Origin of the sequence: Phycicoccus sonneratiae (assembly GCF_016887965.1) — a bacterium.
Lineage (GTDB): Bacteria > Actinomycetota > Actinomycetes > Actinomycetales > Dermatophilaceae > Phycicoccus > Phycicoccus sonneratiae.
Window position 1 is genome coordinate 1 of record NZ_JAFDVD010000008.1, and the last position, 19,363, is coordinate 19,363.

Consider the following 19,363-nt stretch of genomic DNA (forward strand, 5'->3'; position numbering starts at 1 on the left):
ACGCCGCACCACCCAGGGAAGAACCCCCCGCGAGATCCGCCGCTGCCTCAAGCGCTACATCGCCCGCGACCTGTACCGACTCCTCGAACACGGCCCCACGCGGGCTTGACGAACCATAGGAGCGTCGAGGAGCAGGGCGTAGTCGGTGGCGGCCCCGACGACGAGGATGAAGAGGATGCCCTGGCTCTGGCCCGACAGCGTGATGACGTCGTTCGTCGCGAGCCGGTAGACGACGAGCGAGGCGGCCGAGAGCCCGAGCACCGCGCTGACGAGCACCGCGAACGGGAGGATCGGGCTGCGGTAGACGACGAGGAGGATGACGAGGACGACGACGAGCGCGACCCCGAGGAGGATCCCGTCGATGCCGCCAAAGGCCTCGGCGAAGTCGGCGATGAGGCCTCCCGGACCGCCGACCCAGGCCTGCAGGCCGGCGTCGGGGAACGTCGCCGCGATCTCGTCGCGCAACGCGGTCGCCCCCTCGGCGAGGGCGGTGGTGTCACCGCTCGCGGCGGTGCCGGTCGTGCCGTCGAGCGGCACCGACAGCAGCACCGCCTTCCCGTCCTGGGCGGGGATCGGGGTGATGGGTGTGCCGGCGACGAGGTAGTCGCCGAGGGTCTTCCCGGACCCCATCCCGGGCAGCGCCAGGTCGGGCACCTCCTGCGCGAGGGCGGTGACGGCCGCCAGGTCGTCGGCGTCGAGGGTGCCGCTGTCGCGGCGCTCGACGACGACGAGGTAGGGCAGCTCGGTGCTCTCGCTGAACCGCGCGACGGCGTCGGTGACGAGGGTCGACTCCGCCTTCTCGGGCAGGAACGTCGAGTTGTCGTTGGACTGCACGCCCGACAGCTGGCCCTGTGCCTGCCCCCCGACCGCCCCTACGCCGAGCCACAGGAGGATGACGACGACGGCGCCGAGGAGGGCCCACCGGGGGCGGCGGGCCGCGGCCCGGGCGTCCGTGGGGTCGGGTCCGGGGTCCTGCGGGGCCGCGCTCATGCGTCCAGCCTATTGAGGGGCGTGCGGGCGGCGCACCACCCTCGACACCGCCGGGGTTACCGTGGGGTCCATGCGCTTCGTCCACCTCGGCTTCGCCCCGGACCTCGTCGACTACGAGGAGGGCTGGGCCACCCAGCGCGAGGTGCACGCCCAGGTCGTCGACGGCACCCTCGAGGACACCACGCTGCTCCTCGAGCACGCGGCGGTCTACACGGCCGGCAAGCGCACCGAACCGCACGAGCGCCCCACCGACGGCACGCCGGTCGTCGACGTCGACCGCGGCGGGAAGATCACCTGGCACGGCCCGGGCCAGCTCGTCGGCTACCCGATCGTCCGGCTGCCCGAGGTGCCCATCGACGTCGTCGCGCACGTCCGTCGCCTCGAGGAGGTGATGATCCGGGTCTGCACCGACTTCGGGGTGTCCACGGTCCGGGTCGAGGGCCGCAGCGGCGTCTGGGTGCCGGCCGACTGGCGCGGCCCGGAGCGCAAGCTCGGCGCCATCGGGGTGCGCGTCAGCCGGCGGGTGACGATGCACGGCTTCGCCCTCAACTGCGACGCCGACCTCGGCTGGGCCGACGCGATCATCCCCTGCGGCATCGCCGACGCCGGGGTCTCCTCGCTGACGCAGGAGGCCGGCCGGGTCATCACCGTCCAGGACGTCCTGCCCTACGCCGAGAAGCACCTGGCCGACGTCCTCGGCCGATCCTGACGCCCGAGGTCCGGAAGCGTCGGACCCGGAGCGTAGGCTGGAACGCGTGACTGTCGCACCCGAGGGACGCCGCCTGCTGCGGGTCGAGGCACGCAACGCCGAGACCCCCATCGAGCGCAAGCCGGAGTGGATCCGCACCACCGCGAAGATGGGTCCGGAGTACACCCAGATCCACTCGATGGTGAAGGGCCAGGGCCTGCACACCGTGTGCCAGGAGGCCGGCTGTCCCAACATCTTCGAGTGCTGGGAGGACCGCGAGGCCACCTTCCTCATCGGCGGTGACACCTGCACCCGCCGCTGCGACTTCTGCGACATCGCCACCGGTCGCCCGATGCCGCTCGACCCCGACGAGCCGCGCAAGGTCGCCGAGTCGGTGCGCACCATGGGGCTGCGCTACGCCACCGTCACCGGCGTCGCCCGCGACGACCGCCCCGACGGCGCCGCCGGCCTCTACGCCGAGACGATCCGCCAGATCCACGCGCTCAACCCGAACACCGGCGTCGAGATCCTGCCCCCCGACTTCGGCGCCCGGCCCGAGCTCGTCGGCCAGGTCTTCGACGCCCGCCCCGAGGTCTTCGCCCACAACCTCGAGACCGTCCCGCGCATCTTCAAGCGGATCCGCCCCGCCTTCACGTACGAGAAGTCGCTCAAGGTCCTGTCGATGGCGCGCGAGGCCGGGCTGGTCACCAAGTCCAACCTCATCCTCGGGATGGGCGAGGAGGACCACGAGGTCGACGAGGCGATCCGCGACCTGCACGAGGCCGGCTGCGACATCCTCACCATCACCCAGTACCTGCGGCCCTCCCCGATGCACCACCCCATCGACCGGTGGGTCAAGCCCGAGGAGTTCGTCCACTGGTCCGAGGTCGCCACCGACGTCGGGTTCAAGGGCGTCATGGCCGGCCCCCTCGTGCGCTCGTCCTACCGGGCGGGCCGCCTGTGGGCGACCGCGATGCGCCGCTGGGGCCGGGAGGTCCCGGCCCACCTCGCCCACCTCGCCGAGGCCGCGAACGACCCCGCCCGCCAGGAGGCGGCGGCGTTGGTCGCCCGGGCGCAGCGCCCCGTATCCTGAGGGACGCGCCCGCGCACCCGCGGGCCGCAGCACACTTCCCGACGAGGAGCTCCTCCCCCGTGTCCGACGCACCCGAGAAGAAGCAGGGCCGCATCGCCGAGATCCGGCAGGCCTACCGCGCCATCAAGTCCCTCGACCCGAGGCTCGGGTGGTGGATGCTCGGGGGCGCGCTGCTCGTCGCCGCGGTCGTCATCGGCATCGGTGCGGTGTTCGGCGGCGGCTGGCTCATCTACTCGGTGATCATCGCGATCCCCGCGGCCTTCCTCGCCGCGGTCGTCGTCATGAACCGGCGGGGCAACACCGCGATGTACAAGGCCCTCGACGGCCAGGTCGGCGCAGCCGGTGCCGCGCTCACCGGCCTCGGCCGCCGGGGCTGGTACGCCGCCCAGGAGCCGGTGGCCCTCGAGGGGGCGCGCGGCACGCGTGCGCAGGACATGGCCGGTGCGGCGATGGTCTTCCGGGCCCTCGGCCGTCCGGGCGTCGTCCTCATCGGCGAGGGGCCCGCGGGCCGGGTCGCCAAGCTGCTCAAGCAGGAGGAGAAGAAGGTCGCCCGCGTCGCGCCCGGCGTGCCGATCCACCTGTGGACCGTCGGTGACGGCGAGGACCAGGTCCCCGTCAAGAAGATCTCCGGCAAGCTGACCCGGATGCGTCCGGTGCTCACCAAGGCCGAGGTGTCGGTCGTCAACAAGCGGCTGAGGTCCCTCGGCGGGCTGCGGCCGCCGGTGCCCAAGGGCGTCGACCCGACGAAGGCCCGGATGGACCGCCGCGCGATGCGCGGCAAGTAGCCCCGGGCGTTTCAGGAGCCGGCGGCCCCCGGTGCGTCCGCAGCGCCCGGGCGCACGATGCGGGTGCCCGCGGCGAGGTCGTGCAGCCCCCGGCCCCGCACGGTGACCGCCGCGGGGAGCACGAGCGCGGCGAGGGCTGAGCGCACGAGCACCTGCAGCGGGAACGGCCCGGGCCTGACCTGCCAGACCTGGAGCCCGAGCAGCCGGTGCCCCACCGTCGAGCCGGTGAGCGAGACGAGCACCGCGTTGAGCAGGAAGAACACCCCGAGCACCGCCCACGAGCTCTCGGGGACACCGAGGAGGAGCGGCGGCTGCTCGCCGGGGGCGGCGAGGTCGTAGGGCAGGAGCAGGAACGTCACGAGCGCGCTGAGCACCCAGTCGACGACGAAGCCCGCGAGGCGCCGCAGGAGCGAGGCGTCGCCCGCGGTGGGCGCGTCGGGGCGGGTCGGGGTGGGCGGCACGGCACCAGCCTAGGTGGCCGCCCTCGTGGTTGATCAGCCGGGGAAACCGGTGCGGGGACACCGGTTTCCCCGGTCGTCGGCCCCGGTCCAGCGCCGGCGTCTCAGCGCGGTCCACGACTCGGGCGCATCGTCCCACCCCTTGATACGGTGGCTGGCGTTACGTCGGCGAAACATCCGGGTCACCGGTGGGAAACCGCCCCGCCCTAGCGTCGTCGGCAACGCCATCAGGGCTGGCTCCCATAGCCCCTGCACCGAACCAGGAGGTTCAACACAGTGTTCAGCTCCGCTGACGAGGTCCTCGCCTACATCAAGGACGAGGACGTCAAGTTCGTCGACATCCGGTTCTGCGACCTTCCCGGCATCATGCAGCACTTCAACGTGCCCGCCGAGACCGTCGACGAGGACTTCTTCACCAACGGCCAGATGTTCGACGGGTCCTCGATCCGCGGCTTCCAGGCCATCCACGAGTCCGACATGAAGCTCATCCCGGACCCCACGACCGCCTTCGTCGACCCGTTCCGGGTGGAGAAGACGCTCGTCATGAACTTCAGCATCGTCGACCCGTTCACGGGTGAGGCCTACGCCCGCGACCCGCGCAACATCGCGGCCAAGGCCGAGGCGTACCTCAAGTCCACCGGCATCGCCGACACGGCGTTCTTCGGCGCCGAGGCCGAGTTCTACGTCTTCGACGACGTCCGGTTCGAGACCAAGCAGAGCGCGAGCTACTACTTCATCGACTCGGTCGAGGCGGCCTGGAACACCGGCCGCGCCGAGGAGGGCGGCAACCGCGGCTACAAGACCCGCTACAAGGGTGGCTACTTCCCCGTTCCCCCGGTCGACCACTTCGCCGACACCCGCGACAAGATCTGCCTCAACCTCGCCAAGGTCGGCATCGCCGTCGAGCGCAGCCACCACGAGGTCGGCACCGCGGGCCAGCAGGAGATCAACTACCGGTTCAACACCCTGCTCCAGTCCGGCGACGACATGATGAAGTTCAAGTACGTCGTCAAGAACACCGTCTGGGAGCTCGGCAAGACCGCCACGTTCATGCCGAAGCCGATCTTCGGCGACAACGGCTCGGGCATGCACACCCACCAGTCGCTCTGGAAGGACGGCGAGCCGCTCTTCTACGACGAGCGCGGCTACGGCGGCCTCTCCGACATCGCCCGCTGGTACATCGGCGGCCTGCTCAAGCACGCCCCGGCGCTGCTCGCCTTCACGAACCCGACGGTCAACAGCTACCACCGCCTCGTGCCCGGCTACGAGGCCCCCGTCAACCTCGTGTACTCGGCCCGCAACCGCTCGGCGTGCGTGCGCATCCCGATCACCGGTGACAGCCCGAAGGCCAAGCGCATCGAGTTCCGCGTGCCCGACCCGTCGTCCAACCCGTACCTGTGCTTCGCGGCGCAGCTGATGGCCGGCCTCGACGGCATCAAGAACCGCATCGAGCCGCCGGAGCCGGTCGACAAGGACCTCTACGAGCTGCCGCCGGAGGAGCACGAGTCCATCGCGCAGGTGCCGGGTTCGCTGCCGGCCGTCCTCGACTCCCTCGAGGCCGACCACGAGTTCCTCCTCGAGGGCGACGTCTTCACCGAGGACCTCATCGCGGCCTGGATCGACTACAAGCGCAAGAACGAGGTCGACCCGATCCGCTTCCGTCCGCACCCGCACGAGTTCGAGATGTACTTCGACATCTGAGCCACGGCCCGATCCACGGCTCACGTACGGCTTCGCGACGCCCTCGCCGGCGGACTCCCCCAGGAGTCCTCGGCGGGGGCGTCGTGGCGTCCGTGGCCGACCGCGCACCCGGGGCCGCCCCTGCAGCGGCATCCATCCTCCACGGATTCGATCGCCCGCTTAGCGGCCCATTGACTGAGGTGTCGTCTGGTCGGGTCAGCGCAACCCATGACGCGGTTCATGGCTAGAACCTGGCCCACCTGCCCATCCCGGTGGGGTCGTCCCAGATGGACTGTCACCATCCCTGCCCACTCACGCACGGCTCAGGGCGCCGACCGAGCCTCCGGGAAGGCCTTCAGGTACTCCTTGGCCTGGCTGGGCTTCAACTTCCCTGACACGCGCAACAGGAGATTCCCGCGCACGTAGTCGTACTCCGCTCCGAGGCCGTACTCCTTCAGCTTCTTCTGAATGTCGGCGGCGCGGGCCGTGGCGTCGTCCTCCGACGCCCACCGTTCGATCTTGGCGCCGCAGTCGATGCCGAGCTCATCGAACTGGTCGGTCTTGGAGCAACCGAGACGCTTGTCGGCCATGAAGGTCGCGGCGTCGTACTGGCCGGGGCGGCCGATGAGGTTGTTGGTGTCGTTGTCCTCGGTGAGCTGGATGACCGCGACAACTGCAGAGACCTCCGACTCGATGTCCTTGGCCGCCTCCGACGGGCTTGTCGGCAGTTCCGGAGACGGTGTGGAGGTGGGGGTCGGAGTGGCGGAAGGGGCACTGGGTGAAGCGGTGGGCACGGCGGACGTCGCCGCCGTCGCTGACGTGGTGGGCTGCGCCTCGGCGCCGCACCCCGCGAGGAGGACAGCGGCGGTGGCGGACAGCAGGCATGCGGCCGTGAACATGGACCCTCGGGTCCCCCCGGCCTTGAGAATCAAGGTCATGCGTGCATCCTGCCCCAACGGGGCGCACCGGCGTGCCTCTTGCCGCGAGCCCCCTCCCCGCCACGGCGGGGCGCCCTCCGGCGTATGGAGGCGCCTAGCGACGGGTCCCGGAGTTGATCCCGTTGATGAACTGGGCCCCGGTGCGGAACGGGTTCTCGTCCGGGTCGTGCTCGTCGGCCCAGCGCTCCTCGGGCGTGCGCTTGTCACGAACCGTGTGGACGATCGCGACGGTGATCCCGACGACGGCCGCGAGCACCCCCACCCCGAACACGGCCCACAGCATGACGGCGAAGACGTTCATCACCCCACCTCCTCGGTCAGGACCAGCGTAGCCGCGGGCGGGGTCCGTGACGAGGAGTTCCGGTGTCCACGAGAGGTCAGCGCGGGCGGACGGTGAGGCTCTGCGCGAGCGACCCGAGGGGCCCGGACGTGTCGTGCAGCACGCTCGACGTGACACCGACGCCGGTGTCGCCGAACGAGATCGACACGTCGACACCGAGCCACTCCCCCACGGGTTCGCGGAGCAGGTGGGCCGTGAGGTCGACGTTCGGGAAGTGCACCAGCGCCGGGTCGGCGCGCACCGTCATCCCGTTGGCCAGGTCGAGCAGGCCGGCGAACCGGGCCGTCGGTCCGACCGGCTCGTCGGCCAGCAGCGGCACGCCGGTGCGCACCCAGAACCAGCCGCGCCCGGGCTCCTCGAGGTGGCGGCGCAGCTCGACGGACCCGATGAAGCCGCCGGGCCAGGTGTCGCTGGGCGTCCACGGCTCGAGCTCGTCGGGCCCCGGGATGGCGCGCAGGGCCGTGCCGGCCACCGCCCGGGTGTCGCGCGGCTCGAGGAGCCAGGCCCGCAGCACGAGGACGACCCGTCCGGCGTGCGCCATCGTCGCCTCGACGAGCTCGATGGTGCGCCCCGGCCGCACGACCCGCACGTCGGTCGTGACGTCGTCGACGGGCACCGTGCCGAGGATGTCGTAGGACAGGCGCGCGAGGACCAGGTCGTCGTCGCGACGCGCAGCGCGGTCGCGCTCGACGAGGTGCGCGAGGAGGCCGATCGCCGGCGAGATGTGCTGCTCGTCCTCGCGCCAGGCCCCGCTCGTGTGCGCGGTGGCCCGGAAGCGGGTGGCGTCGAGGCGCTCGAAGTAGGCCACGGACATCCTCTCGGTCGACGACGGACCCCACGACCCTATGCCGGTACCCGTGGCCCCGGACACCCGTGCACGCCGGGCTCGGGGGGGTCACGTACGGTGTGCGGCACCGCAGTCCACCGACCCGGGAGCACCGTGCGCCGCCTCGTCTACTACGTCGCCACCTCGATCGACGGCTTCATCGCCGCCGAGGGCGGCGACGCCTCCGTCTTCCCCACCGACCCCACGACCCTGACGGCGTTGTTCGCCGAGTACCCGGAGACCTGCCCGACGCACGTCCGGGCCGCTCTGGGGGTCGACGCCCCGCCGCGGCACTTCGACACCGTGGTCATGGGACGCACCACCCACCAGCCGGCGCTCGACGCGGGCCTGACCAGCGCGTACCCCCACCTGCGCCAGTACGTCGTCACCCACCGCGACGACCTGCCCGAGGACCCGACGGTCACCGTCGTCACCGACCCGGTGGCCGTGGTCCGCGACCTCAAGGCCGAGGACGGGCTCGACGTGTGGCTGTGCGGCGGGGGCCACCTCGCGGCCCAGCTCGCCGACGAGGTCGACGAGCTGCACCTCAAGGTCAACCCCGTGGTGCTCGGTACGGGCGTCCCGCTCTTCCGCGGACTCGACGCGCCGCGGTCGTGGGCGCTCGGCGAGGTCACCCCGCTGCCGGGCGGCGTGCTGCTCCAGCGGTGGACCCGGGCCTGACGCCCGCGTCAGAACCCGCCGAAGTCGCCACCCCCGAAGTCGCCCCCGCCGCCGAAGTCACCGCCGCCACCGGCGTCCCAGGCGCTCCCGGCGTCCCAGCCCCCGGCGTCACCGGCGCCGAGGTCGCCGCCGCCGTCGGCCGCACCGGCGTCCCCGGCGTCGGTCCCGGCGGTGTCACCGGTCTCACCACCGGCGACCTCCCGGGCCTCGGGGCTGTCCCCGAACCCGCCGAGCAGGGCGTCCGCCACCACCGAGGCGACGACGAAGCCGGCGACGGTCCCCATCATCGAGCCCACGAACATCCCGCCCGCGCCACCGGCGAACGAACCGCGCGAGAAGGTGTTCTGCAGCGTGCCCGGCGCACGCATCTCGGCGCGGGTCGCGGCCCGGGCCAGGTCGGCCGGCTCCGCGGAGGCCGGCTGCTCACCCGCCGGCGCGGACCGGCCGAGCTCGGCGAGGAGCTGCTGTCGCTGCTCGGGCGTGAGCGCCGCGAAGGCCTCGGCGTGCATGGCCTCGAGCTGCTCCGGCGGGGCGGTGCGCAGGAGGTAGCGGTACCGGGCGACGGCTCGCTCGTCCTCGGAGGCCCCGGGGCGAGGTGGCGCCGGCGGGGCGCCGCGGGTCGGGGCGCCACCTCCCGACCATCCGCCGGTGGACGCCCCCTGGCGCTGCTGCTCGCTCGGCACCCGGCCGAGGATGCGGTCGAGAAGTCCCATGCCCGTTCCCTCCGTCACGACGACCCGTCCGGGCCGCTCACCGGACGAACGCCCGGCCCCGCGACCGGGGTTCCCCGCCCACGCACCGGCGTCGCGTCCGCAGGCCCGAGCCGATGCGCGATGATCGGGCCATGACCGACGCCCGCGCCGAGACCATCGCCTCCCTGATCGACGCCGGGCGGCACGTCGTCGAGCGCGGTCTGGTGCAGGCGAGCGGGGGCAACCTCTCGGCCCGCGTCCCCGGCACCGACCACGTCGTCGTCACCGCCACGGGGACCTGGCTGGACCGGCTCAGCCCCGACGACTTCACCGAGCTGACGCCGGACGGCGAGCGCGTCGGCGGGGCCGCGCGACCCTCGGTGGAGTGGAGGCTGCACCAGCGCACCTACGCGGTGCGCCCCGACGTCGCGGCGATCGTGCACCTGCACCCACAGCACGTGCTCCTCGTCGACCTGCTCGGCGAGCCGATCCGCTTCACGACCCTCGACCACCAGTACTACCTCGGGAGCGCCGGGCGCGTCCCGTTCATCCCGTCCGGGAGCACCGAGCTGGCCGACGCGGCGGCCGAGGCGGCCCGCGACCACGACGCGGTCGTCCTCGCCCACCACGGGTGCTCGGCCCTCGGCGACACGGTCGCGATGGCCCTGCGCCGGGCGCTGAACCTCGAGGAGGCCGCGACGATGACCTACCGGCTGCTCGTGGCCGGCGACACGACCGCCGACTTCCCCCCGGAGTGGCGCGGACGGATCATCGACGTCTGAGGCGGGGCCGCCACCGGCTCAGCGGGCGAGGAACAGGCTCCCGAGCGCGAGCAGCCACGAGACGAACGAGCCGACGAGGAAGTACTCGGTGACCTCGTCGATGCCGGCGCCCTCGACCGACTCGCGGTCCGAGCGCTTGCTCTGCAGCTCGGGGAAGCGGATGAGCCCCTTGGCCGCGATGACCAGCCCGGCGGCCGTCAGCTGACCGGCGAGGCCGAGCCCGACGATGACGACGCGCTCCATCGGCCCGAGGAGGCGACCGCCGCGCAGCTGCTCGGCGGGCTCGGCGCCGGGGTCGCTCGTGCGGTCGACCGGGCGCAGCGCCCCGACGCTGACGAGGACGAGGCGCACGATGATGTTGCCGGTGGCAAGGTTGGCGAGCAGCAGACCGGCGACGAGCAGCACCCGGCCCACCCCCGCGTCGGCACCGAGCATCGGCAGGTCGGCCCAGGCGAGCCAGCGCCCGAGCAGGCCGCCGGGGTCCGAGGCCCAGCCGGAGAGCGCGACGAGCCACACCGCCCCGCCGGCGAGCGCGGCGAGCGCCGGCGCGTGCCCGGTGCCGGTGAGCAGGGCCTGGGTCGACCAGCGCACCCAGAGCACGAGGGCGAGCGCCGCCCCGAGGCCGACGACGAGGTCGGTGGGGCCGAGCAGGCCGCCGAGCGCGCCGAGCCCGGCCGTCGCGGCCAGCCCGACCCACGGGGCCCAGCGGGTGACCCCCGGGCGCGGGCCGGAGCGCACGAGGTCGCAGAGGCCCACGCCGACGAGCCACACCCCGAGCCAGGTCACGGCAGGGCCCGGAGCAGCTCGTGGGCGGCGAGCACCGCACCGATGCCGTCGGCCCGCACCCGCTGCGAGACGGCGGACGCGCTGACGCCCTCGCGCTCGGCGAGCTCGGCCTGGGTGGTGTCGGGGTGCATGAGTCCTTCCAGCAGTCGCAGCGACCGGTCCGAGAGGGAGCCAACCAGATGGTCCCGACAGAGCAGCGCCGCGTTGACCGCGTCGACGCGCGGGTCGTCGGGGTCCTCGGCGCGGTGGCCGGTGCGCAGGGTGCGGGTCGGTGACCGCTCCGCGGCGGCCTCGACGTGCTCGACGGCCGCCCGGGCCGCCCACCACCCCGGACCGTCCTCGATCCCCCGCGCGGGGTCGAGCACCGTCACGGCCCCCCGGCCGACGCCGATGCGCACGTCGACGTCGGGCAGGAGCGCGAGCCGCACCCGGAGCGCGGCGTCGAGGGCCGCGCCGAGGGTGGCGTAGGCCCCCTGGAACTCGTCGCCGACCGTGATCCGCAGCCCGCGGAGCGAGGGCACCACGGTCTCGGTGGTCTCGAGCGCACCGACGACGGCGTCGTGCACCACCTGGCGGTCGTGCGAGACCCGGGAGGCGACGATGTCCCCGATGAGGACACACGGTGAAGACGTGGACTTCATCTCAGCCATCTGAAGATCATACCTTCAGATGGTACGAATGAAGCCATCGTCTTCAGATCTGGTCGACGAGCCGGTCGGGGCCTGCGCCCGCGGCCGGCTCGACCACTCCCCGCTCGGTGGCCACGGCCGCGACGAACCGGGCCGGCGTGACGTCGAAGGCGGGGTTGAGGCCCCGGCTGCCCATCGGCGCGGTGCGCCGGCCGGCCAGCTCGGTGACCTCCTCGCCGGGCCGCTCCTCGATCTCGATGCCCGTGCCGTCGGGCATCGACAGGTCGACCGTCGACCAGGGTGCGGCGACGAGCAGCGGGATGCCCGCCTCGCGGCAGGCCAGACCGACGCCGAGCGTGCCGACCTTGTTCGCGACGTCCCCGTTCGCGGCGATGCGGTCGGCCCCGACGACGGCGCAGTCGACGAGCCCGCGCAGGATCGTCGAGGCGGCCGCGCTGTCGACCTGGACGACGTGCGGGATCCCCTCCTCGGCCAGCTCGTAGGCGGTGAGCCGCGACCCCTGGAGCAGCGGCCGCGTCTCGTCGGCGACGACGAGCTCGAGGGCGTCCCGGGCGTGCAGCTCGCGGACCACCCCGAGCGCGGTCCCCCAGGCCGAGGTGGCCAGCGCGCCGGCGTTGCAGTGGGTGAGCACCCGCAGGCGCGGCCGTCCGACCCGGGCGAGCAGCCAGTCGGCACCGAGCCGCGACAGCTCGTGGTTGGCCGCCTCGTCCTCGGCGGCGACCTCGCGGGCGGCCGCGAGCACCGCGTCCCTCCCCCGTGCCACGAGCGGCCGGACCCGGTCGACGCCCCACGCGAGGTTGACCGCCGTCGGGCGGGCGTGCCGCACCCGGTCGACCTCGGCCTCGAGGCGCGCGGCGTCCCAGCCCTCCCGCTCGGCCTGGTCCATCGCGACGACGACCCCCATCGCCCCGGCGACGCCGAGGGCCGGGGCTCCCCGCACCGCGAGCGCGACGATGGCGTCGACGAGCTCGTCGACGGTGCGCACGACGAGGTGCTCGGTGCGCTCGGGGAGGACGGTCTGGTCGAGGAGGGTGAGGGCGCCGTGGCCGTCGGCGGCCGCGTCGTCCCACTCGACGGCGAGGAGGCTCATGCCGGCCACCCTAGGCGGCGACCGGTGCGGCACGAACGCCCGACACGGGGCGCCGGCTCGCTAGCGTGCCCGCCATGGCCCTCGACGACACCCGACGCACCGCCCGCCGGCTCGGCTCCTGCCTCGCGACCACCGCCCTCCTCGCCGCACCGTTCGCCGCCGCCCCCGCGGCGGCCTCCGGCAGCGGTGGCGGGCACGGGTCGCGGAGCCCGGAAGTGCTCGTCCCGGTCGGCGGTGGCTACGAGACCGACACCCTCGAGGCGTTCGCCCGCACCGCCGCCGCCCACGCCTCCGGACCGACCGTCGACCTCGTCGTCGTGCCCTCGGCCTACGGCGACGCCCCCGAGGACCGCGCCGAGAACCTCGAGCTGGCGGGCGAGCGCGCCGAGCAGCTGCGGCTCGCCTGCGAGGACGCGGCGCCGACCCGCTTCACGGGGTGCACGGCCCGGCTGGCCGTACTCCTCGACCGCTCCGACGCCCTCGACCCCGCGAACGCCGCAGCCCTCGCCGACCCCGCCACCGACGGCGTCTTCGTGCTCGGCGGCGACCAGGGGCTCGCGATGCAGGTGCTCGCCGACAGCCCGGCGGAACGGGCGATGACCCGCGCCGCCGCACGAGGGGTCGTCGTCGGCGGCACGAGCGCCGGAGCGGCCGTCGAGTCGCGCTCGATGATCAACGGCTACGTCGGCGACCTCGGCCCGGCCGACGGCCTGCGCCGCGACTCCACGCTCGTGTGGTGGGGCGACGACGCCGACCTCGAGCGCGGCCTGGCCTTCGGCTCGACCCGCGCGATCTACGACCAGCACTTCCACCAGCGAGGCCGGCTCGGCCGCACCCTCTCGACGCTCGCCACCGCCGACGAGCACCTCGGCGGCCGCAGCCCGGTCGGGGTCGGCGTCGACTACGGCACGGGCGTGCGGGCCACGGGCGACCGGACGCTCTCCGGCGTGTTCGGCCAGGGCTCGGTGTCGCTCGTCGACCTCGAGACCCTCCGCTCCCCCCACTCCTGGCGCGGTGCGCCGCAGACCCTCTCGGCCCGACGCGTCCTCACCCACCTGATGACCGAGGACCAGCGCTACGACCTGCGCACCCGCACCCTGACCCGCGGGTCGAGCACCCTCGCGCCCCCGAAGGGCACCCCGTGGCGCGTGCCGACCGCCCCGGGCCGCGGCACCCTCGTCCTCGGTGGCGGGGTGCTCGGCTCCCCCGTCCTCGACGACGTCGTCGACCGCGCGCGGGCCGTCGACGGCTCGTCCCGCGGCCGGCTCGTCGTCCTCGCCCTCGGTGGGGACGCCACGGCCGTCGGCGCCCGGTACGCCGACGCCGCCCGCGCCGCGGGGTGGACCGGCTCGGTCCGCGTCGTCACCGGCGACGCGGTCCGCGAGGACGCCCTGCGCGGTGCCACGGCGGCCTTCGTCGTCGGCGACGACCCCACGACCCTCGCCCCGGCCCTCGCCGACCGCCGGGTCCGGGCCGCCCTCGCCGCGGCCGTGTGCCACACCCCGGTCGTCCTCGCCGACGGCGCCGCCGTGTCCGTCCTCGGCGAGCGCTGGTCGCCGGTGGCCCGGCCCACCGAGGACGACCTCGAGGACGCCGGCATCGCCGCGTTCCGGGCCGACGACGCCCGGTGGCTGCCCGGTCTCGGGCTGGTCCGCGCGACCCTCGTGCCGTACCTCGCCTCCGAGAACCGGTGGGGTCGGCTGTACGGGTCGGTGGCCGTCGACCGCCGCACGCCGGCCATCGGGCTCCTCGACCGCTCGGCCGTCGTCCTCGACCGGGCCGGGGCGCGGACGACGGGCGAGTCGGTCGTCGTCGCCGACGGCGACGAGGCCCGGACGTGGACCTCGGCGAACGGCTCGATCGGTGCCGCGAACGTGCTCCTCGACGTCTTCGCCGACGGGGAGCGCCTGCGCCGCTGATCCGTGACATCCGTCCTTGCGCCCACGCACGGGCGGTGGGACGGTCGTCCTGAGGGCGCCCCATCCCTCGGAAGGACGGACGATCATGAGCCAGCCCCGCGTCGTCGTGGGAGTCGACGGGTCACCGCTGTCCCGGGCCGCCGTGGTCCAGGCCGCGCACGTCGCGAGCACCCGCGGGATGACGCTCCACGTGCTCCACGCCTTCGCCCCCGACCTGCCGATGCTCGGCTTCGGCGAGCTCGCGGACCGCGGGGCCGTCACCCGGCACGGCGAGCAGCTGCTGCGCGACGCCGTGGCCGCGGCGCACGCCGCGCACCCGGACCTCACCGTGACCAGCGCCCTGCACGACGGCTACGCCAGCCGGTCGCTCATCGCCTCCTCGCACACCGCGGCGCTCGTCGTCGTCGGGGTGGCGGGCTTCGGCGTGCTCAGCCGGACGAGCCTCGGGGCGGTGGCGATGCAGGTGCTCACGCACGCCCGCTGCCCGGTGCTCGTCGTCGGGCACACGTCCTCGGGGGCGCCGCAGCCGGGTGGGCGCGTCGTCGTCGGTGTCGACGGCTCGACGGCCTCCCTCGAGGCGCTGCGGGCGGCCGTGCGCGAGGCGGGCGTCCTCGGCGGGTCGGTCGACGCCGTGCACGCCTGGCAGGCCACCGGCGCCACCGACCCGACGCTCGCCGCGGCCTCGAGCTGGGAGGAGTACGTGGCCGGGGTCGAGCGGGTGGTCGACGACGTCGTCGCCGCGCTGCGCCCCGAGCACCCGGACGCCAAGGTCGAGGTGCACGTCGTGCGCGACGACCCCCTCCACGCCCTCGTCGAGGCGGCCGAGGGCGCCGCGCTCGTGGTGGTCGGCAGCCGCGGGGTCGGCGGGTTCGAGGGCCTGCACGTCGGGGCGACGGCCCTGCGCCTCGTCGGCCGCAGCGCCTGCCCCGTGCTCGTCACCCGCTGACGGTCGCGCCGTCGACCCGCTCGGTGGCCCCGAGCCGGTCGAGGACGAAGGCCCACTCCCACGCGACCTGCTCCCAGGCCGCGTAGCGCCCGCTGCGCCCGCCGTGGCCGGCGGACATCTCGGTGCGCATCAGCACCGGCCGGGTGTGCGGGTCGTTCGTCACCGTCTCGCGCAGCCGGGCCACCCACTTCGCGGGCTCGGTGACGTAGACGCGGGTGTCCTGCAGGCTGCTCGTCGCGAGGACCGCCGGGTACTCCGTGGCCCGGACGTTCTCGTACGGGGTGTAGGCGCGCATCGCGGCGTAGACCTCGCGGTCCTCGAGCGGGTTGCCCCACTCCTCCCACTCGCCCACGGTCAGCGGCAGCTCGGGCTGGAGGATGGTGTTGAGGGCGTCGACGAACGGCACGGCGGCGTGCGCCACGCGGAACCGCCCGGGAGCCAGGTTGAGCACCGCCCCGACGAGCAGCCCGCCCGCCGAGCCGCCCTCGAGCCCGAGCCGGTCGGGCGCGACCCACCCGGTGGCCACGAGGTGGTCGGCGGCGGCGACGGTGTCGGAGAACGTGGTCGGCTTGGCCAGCAGCTTGCCGTCGTCGTACCAGCGACGGCCCATCTCGCCACCACCACGGACGTGGGCGATGGCGAAGACGACCCCGCGGTCGAGCAGCCCGAGGCGCGCGACCGAGAAGTACGGGTCCGAGGAGATCTCGTAGGCACCGTACGCGGTGAGCAGCCCGGGGTTCGTGCCGTCGGGCTCGACCCCGCGCCGGCGGACGACCGAGAGGGGTACCGACGCACCGTCGGACGCCGTGACCCACTCGCGCGACTCGACGTAGTCGGCGGGGTCGAAGCCGCCGAGCACGGGCTGGCGCTTGAGCTCGGTGCGGGCCCCGGTGGCGAGGTCGACGTCGAGCACCGTGCGCGGCGTGGTCCACGACTCGACGACCACCTGCACCGCGACCTGGTCGGGTTCCGGGTTGTCCCCCAACCCGATCGAGTGCACCGGCTGGTCGACCGACACGTCCCACGGGGTGCCGTGCCCGGACACCGAGCTGACGTCGCGGGGCAGCACCCGCAGGGCCGTGAGGCCCCCCGTGCGCAGCGACAGCACGGTGGCCGAGTCGAAGGCGTCGACCCCGACGAACCGCTCGCCCTCGCCCGACGCGAGCAGCGGCACCCACTGCTCGTGGCTCGTGGCCTCGAGGGGTGCCCACGCGAGGTCGGAGTCCGGGGTGTCGGTGTTGTGCACGACGAGCAGCCGGTCGCCGGCCGGCTCGACGTCGTACTCGATGCCGTCGCGGCGCGGGGCGACGACGCGCCACTCCCCCTCCGGCTCGTCGGACGGGAGCATCCACACCTCGGAGGTCGTCTTCGACCCGAGGCCGAGGAGCAGCCAGCGCTCGTCGCGGCTGGCGCTGACCCCCATCCAGAAGCGCTCGTCGTCCTCCTGGTGGACGAGCACGTCGTCCGCCGGGTCGCCCCCGACGCGGTGCCGCCACAGCTGGTGGGGTCGCCAGGCGTCGTCGACGCGGGTGTAGAACACGAACGACCCGTCCCGGCTCAGCTCGCAGCCGTAGCCGATGCCGGTGAGCGAGGTGTCGAGGACCTCGCCGGAGTCGATGTCGCGCACGGTGAGGTCGAAGCGCTCGTCGCCGGCGGTGTCGACGGCGAAGGCGACGAGCCGGTGGTCGGCGCCGACGGTCAGCGCCCCGAGCGAGAAGAACTCGGAGTCACCGGCCTCGACGTTGCCGTCGAGGACGACCTGCTCCCCCGGTGCCGCGTCCGCGTCGGGGTCCGGACGGGGGTCGCCCTCGGCCCGGGGGACGCGCACGTGCGTGGCGTACTGCTTCCCCTCCGCGGTGCGGCTGAGGTACCACCAGGGCCCGCTGGCCACGGGCACCGAGAGGTCGTCCTCCTTGACCCGGGCCTTGATCTCCCCGAAGAGGGTCGCCCGCAGCCCGGTGAGGTGCTCGGTGCGGGCCTCGGCATACGCGTTCTCGGCCTCGAGGTGGGCGAGCAGCTCGGGGTCCTCGAGGTCGCGCATCCACCAGTAGGGGTCCTCGACCGCCTCACCGTGCTGCTCGCGCACGTGCGGGCGCCGGGGCGCGGTGGGTGGGGTCGGGAGGGACGGGCTCGGCACGGGCCCACCCTATGCGCGGGCGCCGTCCGGACGGCGGCGAGGGCCGCCCCCCGGGTGGGGGACGGCCCTCGTCGGTGCCCTGCGGGTCAGAGACCCGCGACGCGGTCGGCCGGGGCCCGCAGGCCCGGGTTGGCGCCGAAGTAGGCGACCATGTTGGCCAGGTCCTCGTTGCCGCCGAGGACGTTGCGCCCGGCGGAGAAGGCGGTGAACGAGTCACCACCGTTGGCGAGGAAGTTGATCGTGCCGACGCGGTACGTGGCGTTCATGTCCATGACCGTGCCGCCGAGCTTCATCGACCCCGCCACGACCCGGCTGCCGGCCGGCTGCGTGGCGTCCCAGGTGTAGGTGAACCCGTCGGAGACACCGAGGCCGAGTGCGTCACGGCCACCGGCACGACCCGGCACGTACTGCTGCTCGAGCACGGCCTTGAGCTCGGCGCCGGTGAGGTCGAGCGTCGTGAGGATGTTGCCGAACGGGGCGACGTCGTAGGTCTCGGCGTAGGTGATCTCGCCGGGTCCCTCCGCGTACTTCGGCGCGACCCGCAGGCTGGCCCGCACGCCGCCGACGTTCATCAGGGCGAGCTGGGCGCCGCCGTTCTCGGGGGCCCTGGTGCCCCAGAGGATGCTGTCGGCGACGAGGTCGGCCATCGGGGTCTCGATGCCGCGGTTGCCGCCGGAGTCACCGGTGATGTCCTCGGCGACCGAGCCGACGACCCGGGCCGCGAGCGGTGCCGAGATGGTCTTCCACTTGTCGATGATCGCCGTCTGCTCCGGGTCCTTGGCGAACTCGGCGCGGCTCACGAGGTGGTTGACCGAGGTGGAGCGGCCACGGTCGACCTCGCCGGTGCGACGGTCGATGACGAGGTCGGTCTCGGAGACCACCTGGCCGTAGGACGCCGCGCTCGTCACGAGGCGGGGGTTGCCCTTCGGGTCCGGGATCGAGCAGGTGTACGGCTGGTGCGTGTGCCCGGTGATGATCGCGTCGACGTCGGCGGTCATCGTCTTCGCGATCGTCGCGATCGGGTCGGAGATGCCGACGCACTCCTCGTAGGTGCCCGACTGCACGCCGCCCTCGTGGAGCAGGACGACGATGGCGTTGACGCCCTTGCGCCGCAGCTGGACGGCCTGCTGGTTCGCGGTCTCGACCTCGTCCTTGAACTCGACGTTCGCGACGCCGGCCGGGTCGACGAGGCTGGGCGTGCCCTCGAGGGTCATCCCGATGAAGCCGATCTTGACGCCGTTGACCTTCTTGATCGAGGTCGCCGGCAGGAGCGTGCGCTCCTTGCCGTGGTCGTGGCCGCGGGAGGTCGTGGAGGTCTTCGGCTTGACGACGACGTTGGCCGCCAGCCACTGGAAGTCGGCGCCGGCGTACGGGTCGTCCGGGAAGTAGCAGCCGTCCTTCGGGTGGCAGCCGCCCTTCTGCATGCGCAGCAGCTCGGTGGTGCCCTCGTCGAACTCGTGGTTGCCGACGCTGCTGACGTCGAGGTCCATCGCGTTGAGGGTCTCGACCGACGGCTCGTCGTGGAAGAGGCCGGAGAGGAAGGTCGAGCCGCCGATGAGGTCGCCCGCGGCGACCGTGAGCGACGTGCCGCGCGGGGCCTGGGCGCGCAGCGTCTTCAGGGCCGTCGCGAGGTGCTCGGCGCCGCCGGCCGCGGTCTGGCTCGGGTCGAGGGCCTTGCTGAGCGGCGGGTCGGTGGCCTCGAGGTGGCCGTGGTAGTCGTTGAAGGACAGCAGCTGCACCGTCTGGGCGTACGGCCTCGGGTGGTGGCGGTCCCGGTCGTGCGCGGTCGCCGAGGGCGTACCGGCGACGAAGGCCGCCAGGCCGACGGCGGCGACACCGGCGCCGAGGGCGCGTCGTCGAGTGGTTCTCATCGTGGAGGATC

The 19,363-nt window shown here is 73.8% G+C and carries 19 protein-coding genes; 8 read left to right on the forward strand and 11 right to left on the reverse strand.

The window, feature by feature from the left end; all coding sequences use genetic code 11:
- Positions 1–54: 54 nt before the first annotated feature.
- The gene (locus JQN70_RS07300) at positions 55–990 is read right to left on the reverse strand and encodes an MMPL family transporter (protein ID WP_204130669.1); all 936 of its coding nucleotides are present in this window, start codon (positions 988–990) and stop codon (positions 55–57) included.
- 70 nt (positions 991–1,060) lie between these two features.
- Between JQN70_RS07300 and lipB the strand changes: the two genes are divergently transcribed.
- From lipB to JQN70_RS07315, 3 genes are read left to right on the forward strand one after another with little or no spacing between them, the layout of a single operon-like run.
- Positions 1,061–1,699: a lipoyl(octanoyl) transferase LipB gene (gene lipB / locus JQN70_RS07305; RefSeq protein WP_204130670.1), complete on the forward strand. Its 639-nt coding sequence runs from the start codon at positions 1,061–1,063 to the stop codon at positions 1,697–1,699.
- Positions 1,700–1,745: 46 nt separating this feature from the next.
- Positions 1,746–2,771, forward strand: a complete 1,026-nt coding sequence (lipA, locus tag JQN70_RS07310) for a lipoyl synthase (protein WP_204130671.1) — start codon at positions 1,746–1,748, stop codon at positions 2,769–2,771.
- Positions 2,772–2,830: 59 nt separating this feature from the next.
- Positions 2,831–3,556, forward strand: a complete 726-nt coding sequence (locus tag JQN70_RS07315; RefSeq protein WP_204130672.1) for a DUF4191 domain-containing protein — start codon at positions 2,831–2,833, stop codon at positions 3,554–3,556.
- An 11-nt stretch (positions 3,557–3,567) separates the two neighbouring features.
- Here JQN70_RS07315 and JQN70_RS07320 read toward each other — a convergent pair whose 3' ends face one another.
- The gene (locus JQN70_RS07320) at positions 3,568–4,017 is read right to left on the reverse strand and encodes an RDD family protein (RefSeq protein ID WP_204130673.1); all 450 of its coding nucleotides are present in this window, start codon (positions 4,015–4,017) and stop codon (positions 3,568–3,570) included.
- A gap of 273 nt (positions 4,018–4,290) precedes the next feature.
- Between JQN70_RS07320 and glnA the strand changes: the two genes are divergently transcribed.
- Positions 4,291–5,715 carry a type I glutamate--ammonia ligase gene (glnA, locus tag JQN70_RS07325; RefSeq protein ID WP_204130674.1) on the forward strand — a complete coding sequence of 475 codons (1,425 nt, stop codon included), beginning with the start codon at positions 4,291–4,293 and terminating at the stop codon, positions 5,713–5,715.
- Positions 5,716–6,017: 302 nt separating this feature from the next.
- Here the strand turns inward: glnA and JQN70_RS07330 are convergent, their stop codons facing one another.
- The 3 genes from JQN70_RS07330 to JQN70_RS07340 form a co-directional block, all read right to left on the reverse strand.
- Entirely contained in the window at positions 6,018–6,632 is a 615-nt protein-coding gene (locus tag JQN70_RS07330) for a hypothetical protein (RefSeq protein WP_204130675.1), read from the reverse strand.
- A 94-nt stretch (positions 6,633–6,726) separates the two neighbouring features.
- A complete protein-coding gene (locus JQN70_RS07335) occupies positions 6,727–6,933 on the reverse strand; it encodes a hypothetical protein (RefSeq protein ID WP_204130676.1) in 207 nt (68 codons plus the stop codon).
- A gap of 76 nt (positions 6,934–7,009) precedes the next feature.
- Complete coding sequence (locus JQN70_RS07340) at positions 7,010–7,786, reverse strand: thioesterase family protein (protein ID WP_239111239.1); 777 nt, start codon at positions 7,784–7,786, stop codon at positions 7,010–7,012.
- 126 nt (positions 7,787–7,912) lie between these two features.
- On the opposite strand from JQN70_RS07340, the gene JQN70_RS07345 reads away from it, so the two are divergent.
- Complete coding sequence (locus JQN70_RS07345; protein ID WP_204130678.1) at positions 7,913–8,479, forward strand: dihydrofolate reductase family protein; 567 nt, start codon at positions 7,913–7,915, stop codon at positions 8,477–8,479.
- An 8-nt stretch (positions 8,480–8,487) separates the two neighbouring features.
- Here the strand turns inward: JQN70_RS07345 and JQN70_RS07350 are convergent, their stop codons facing one another.
- Positions 8,488–9,192 (reverse strand): hypothetical protein, encoded by a 705-nt coding sequence (locus JQN70_RS07350; protein WP_204130679.1) that lies wholly within the window; start codon positions 9,190–9,192, stop codon positions 8,488–8,490.
- Between the two features lie 131 nt (positions 9,193–9,323).
- On the opposite strand from JQN70_RS07350, the gene JQN70_RS07355 reads away from it, so the two are divergent.
- Positions 9,324–9,953, forward strand: a complete 630-nt coding sequence (locus JQN70_RS07355) for a class II aldolase/adducin family protein (RefSeq protein WP_204130680.1) — start codon at positions 9,324–9,326, stop codon at positions 9,951–9,953.
- 18 nt (positions 9,954–9,971) lie between these two features.
- Here the strand turns inward: JQN70_RS07355 and JQN70_RS07360 are convergent, their stop codons facing one another.
- From JQN70_RS07360 to mtnA, 3 genes are read right to left on the reverse strand one after another with little or no spacing between them, the layout of a single operon-like run.
- Positions 9,972–10,739, reverse strand: a complete 768-nt coding sequence (locus tag JQN70_RS07360) for a hypothetical protein (protein WP_204130681.1) — start codon at positions 10,737–10,739, stop codon at positions 9,972–9,974.
- A complete protein-coding gene (locus JQN70_RS07365; RefSeq protein ID WP_239111240.1) occupies positions 10,736–11,389 on the reverse strand; it encodes a SatD family protein in 654 nt (217 codons plus the stop codon). The genes JQN70_RS07360 and JQN70_RS07365 overlap by 4 nt, the downstream gene beginning before the upstream one ends.
- Before the next feature lie 43 nt (positions 11,390–11,432).
- Positions 11,433–12,479: an S-methyl-5-thioribose-1-phosphate isomerase gene (mtnA, locus tag JQN70_RS07370; RefSeq protein WP_204130682.1), complete on the reverse strand. Its 1,047-nt coding sequence runs from the start codon at positions 12,477–12,479 to the stop codon at positions 11,433–11,435.
- A gap of 74 nt (positions 12,480–12,553) precedes the next feature.
- Here mtnA and JQN70_RS07375 point away from each other — a divergent pair, with 74 nt between their 5' ends.
- On the forward strand, positions 12,554–14,398 hold the full coding sequence (locus JQN70_RS07375) for a cyanophycinase (protein WP_204130683.1): 1,845 nt from the start codon (positions 12,554–12,556) through the stop codon (positions 14,396–14,398).
- Between the two features lie 85 nt (positions 14,399–14,483).
- Positions 14,484–15,344 (forward strand): universal stress protein, encoded by an 861-nt coding sequence (locus tag JQN70_RS07380; RefSeq protein ID WP_204130684.1) that lies wholly within the window; start codon positions 14,484–14,486, stop codon positions 15,342–15,344.
- Here JQN70_RS07380 and JQN70_RS07385 read toward each other — a convergent pair.
- Entirely contained in the window at positions 15,334–17,481 is a 2,148-nt protein-coding gene (locus JQN70_RS07385) for a S9 family peptidase (protein WP_204130685.1), read from the reverse strand. The two genes, JQN70_RS07380 and JQN70_RS07385, sit on opposite strands and share 11 nt — an antisense overlap.
- Positions 17,482–17,567: 86 nt before the next feature.
- Positions 17,568–19,352: a bifunctional metallophosphatase/5'-nucleotidase gene (locus tag JQN70_RS07390; protein ID WP_204130686.1), complete on the reverse strand. Its 1,785-nt coding sequence runs from the start codon at positions 19,350–19,352 to the stop codon at positions 17,568–17,570.
- Between the last annotated feature and the right edge of the window lie 11 nt (positions 19,353–19,363).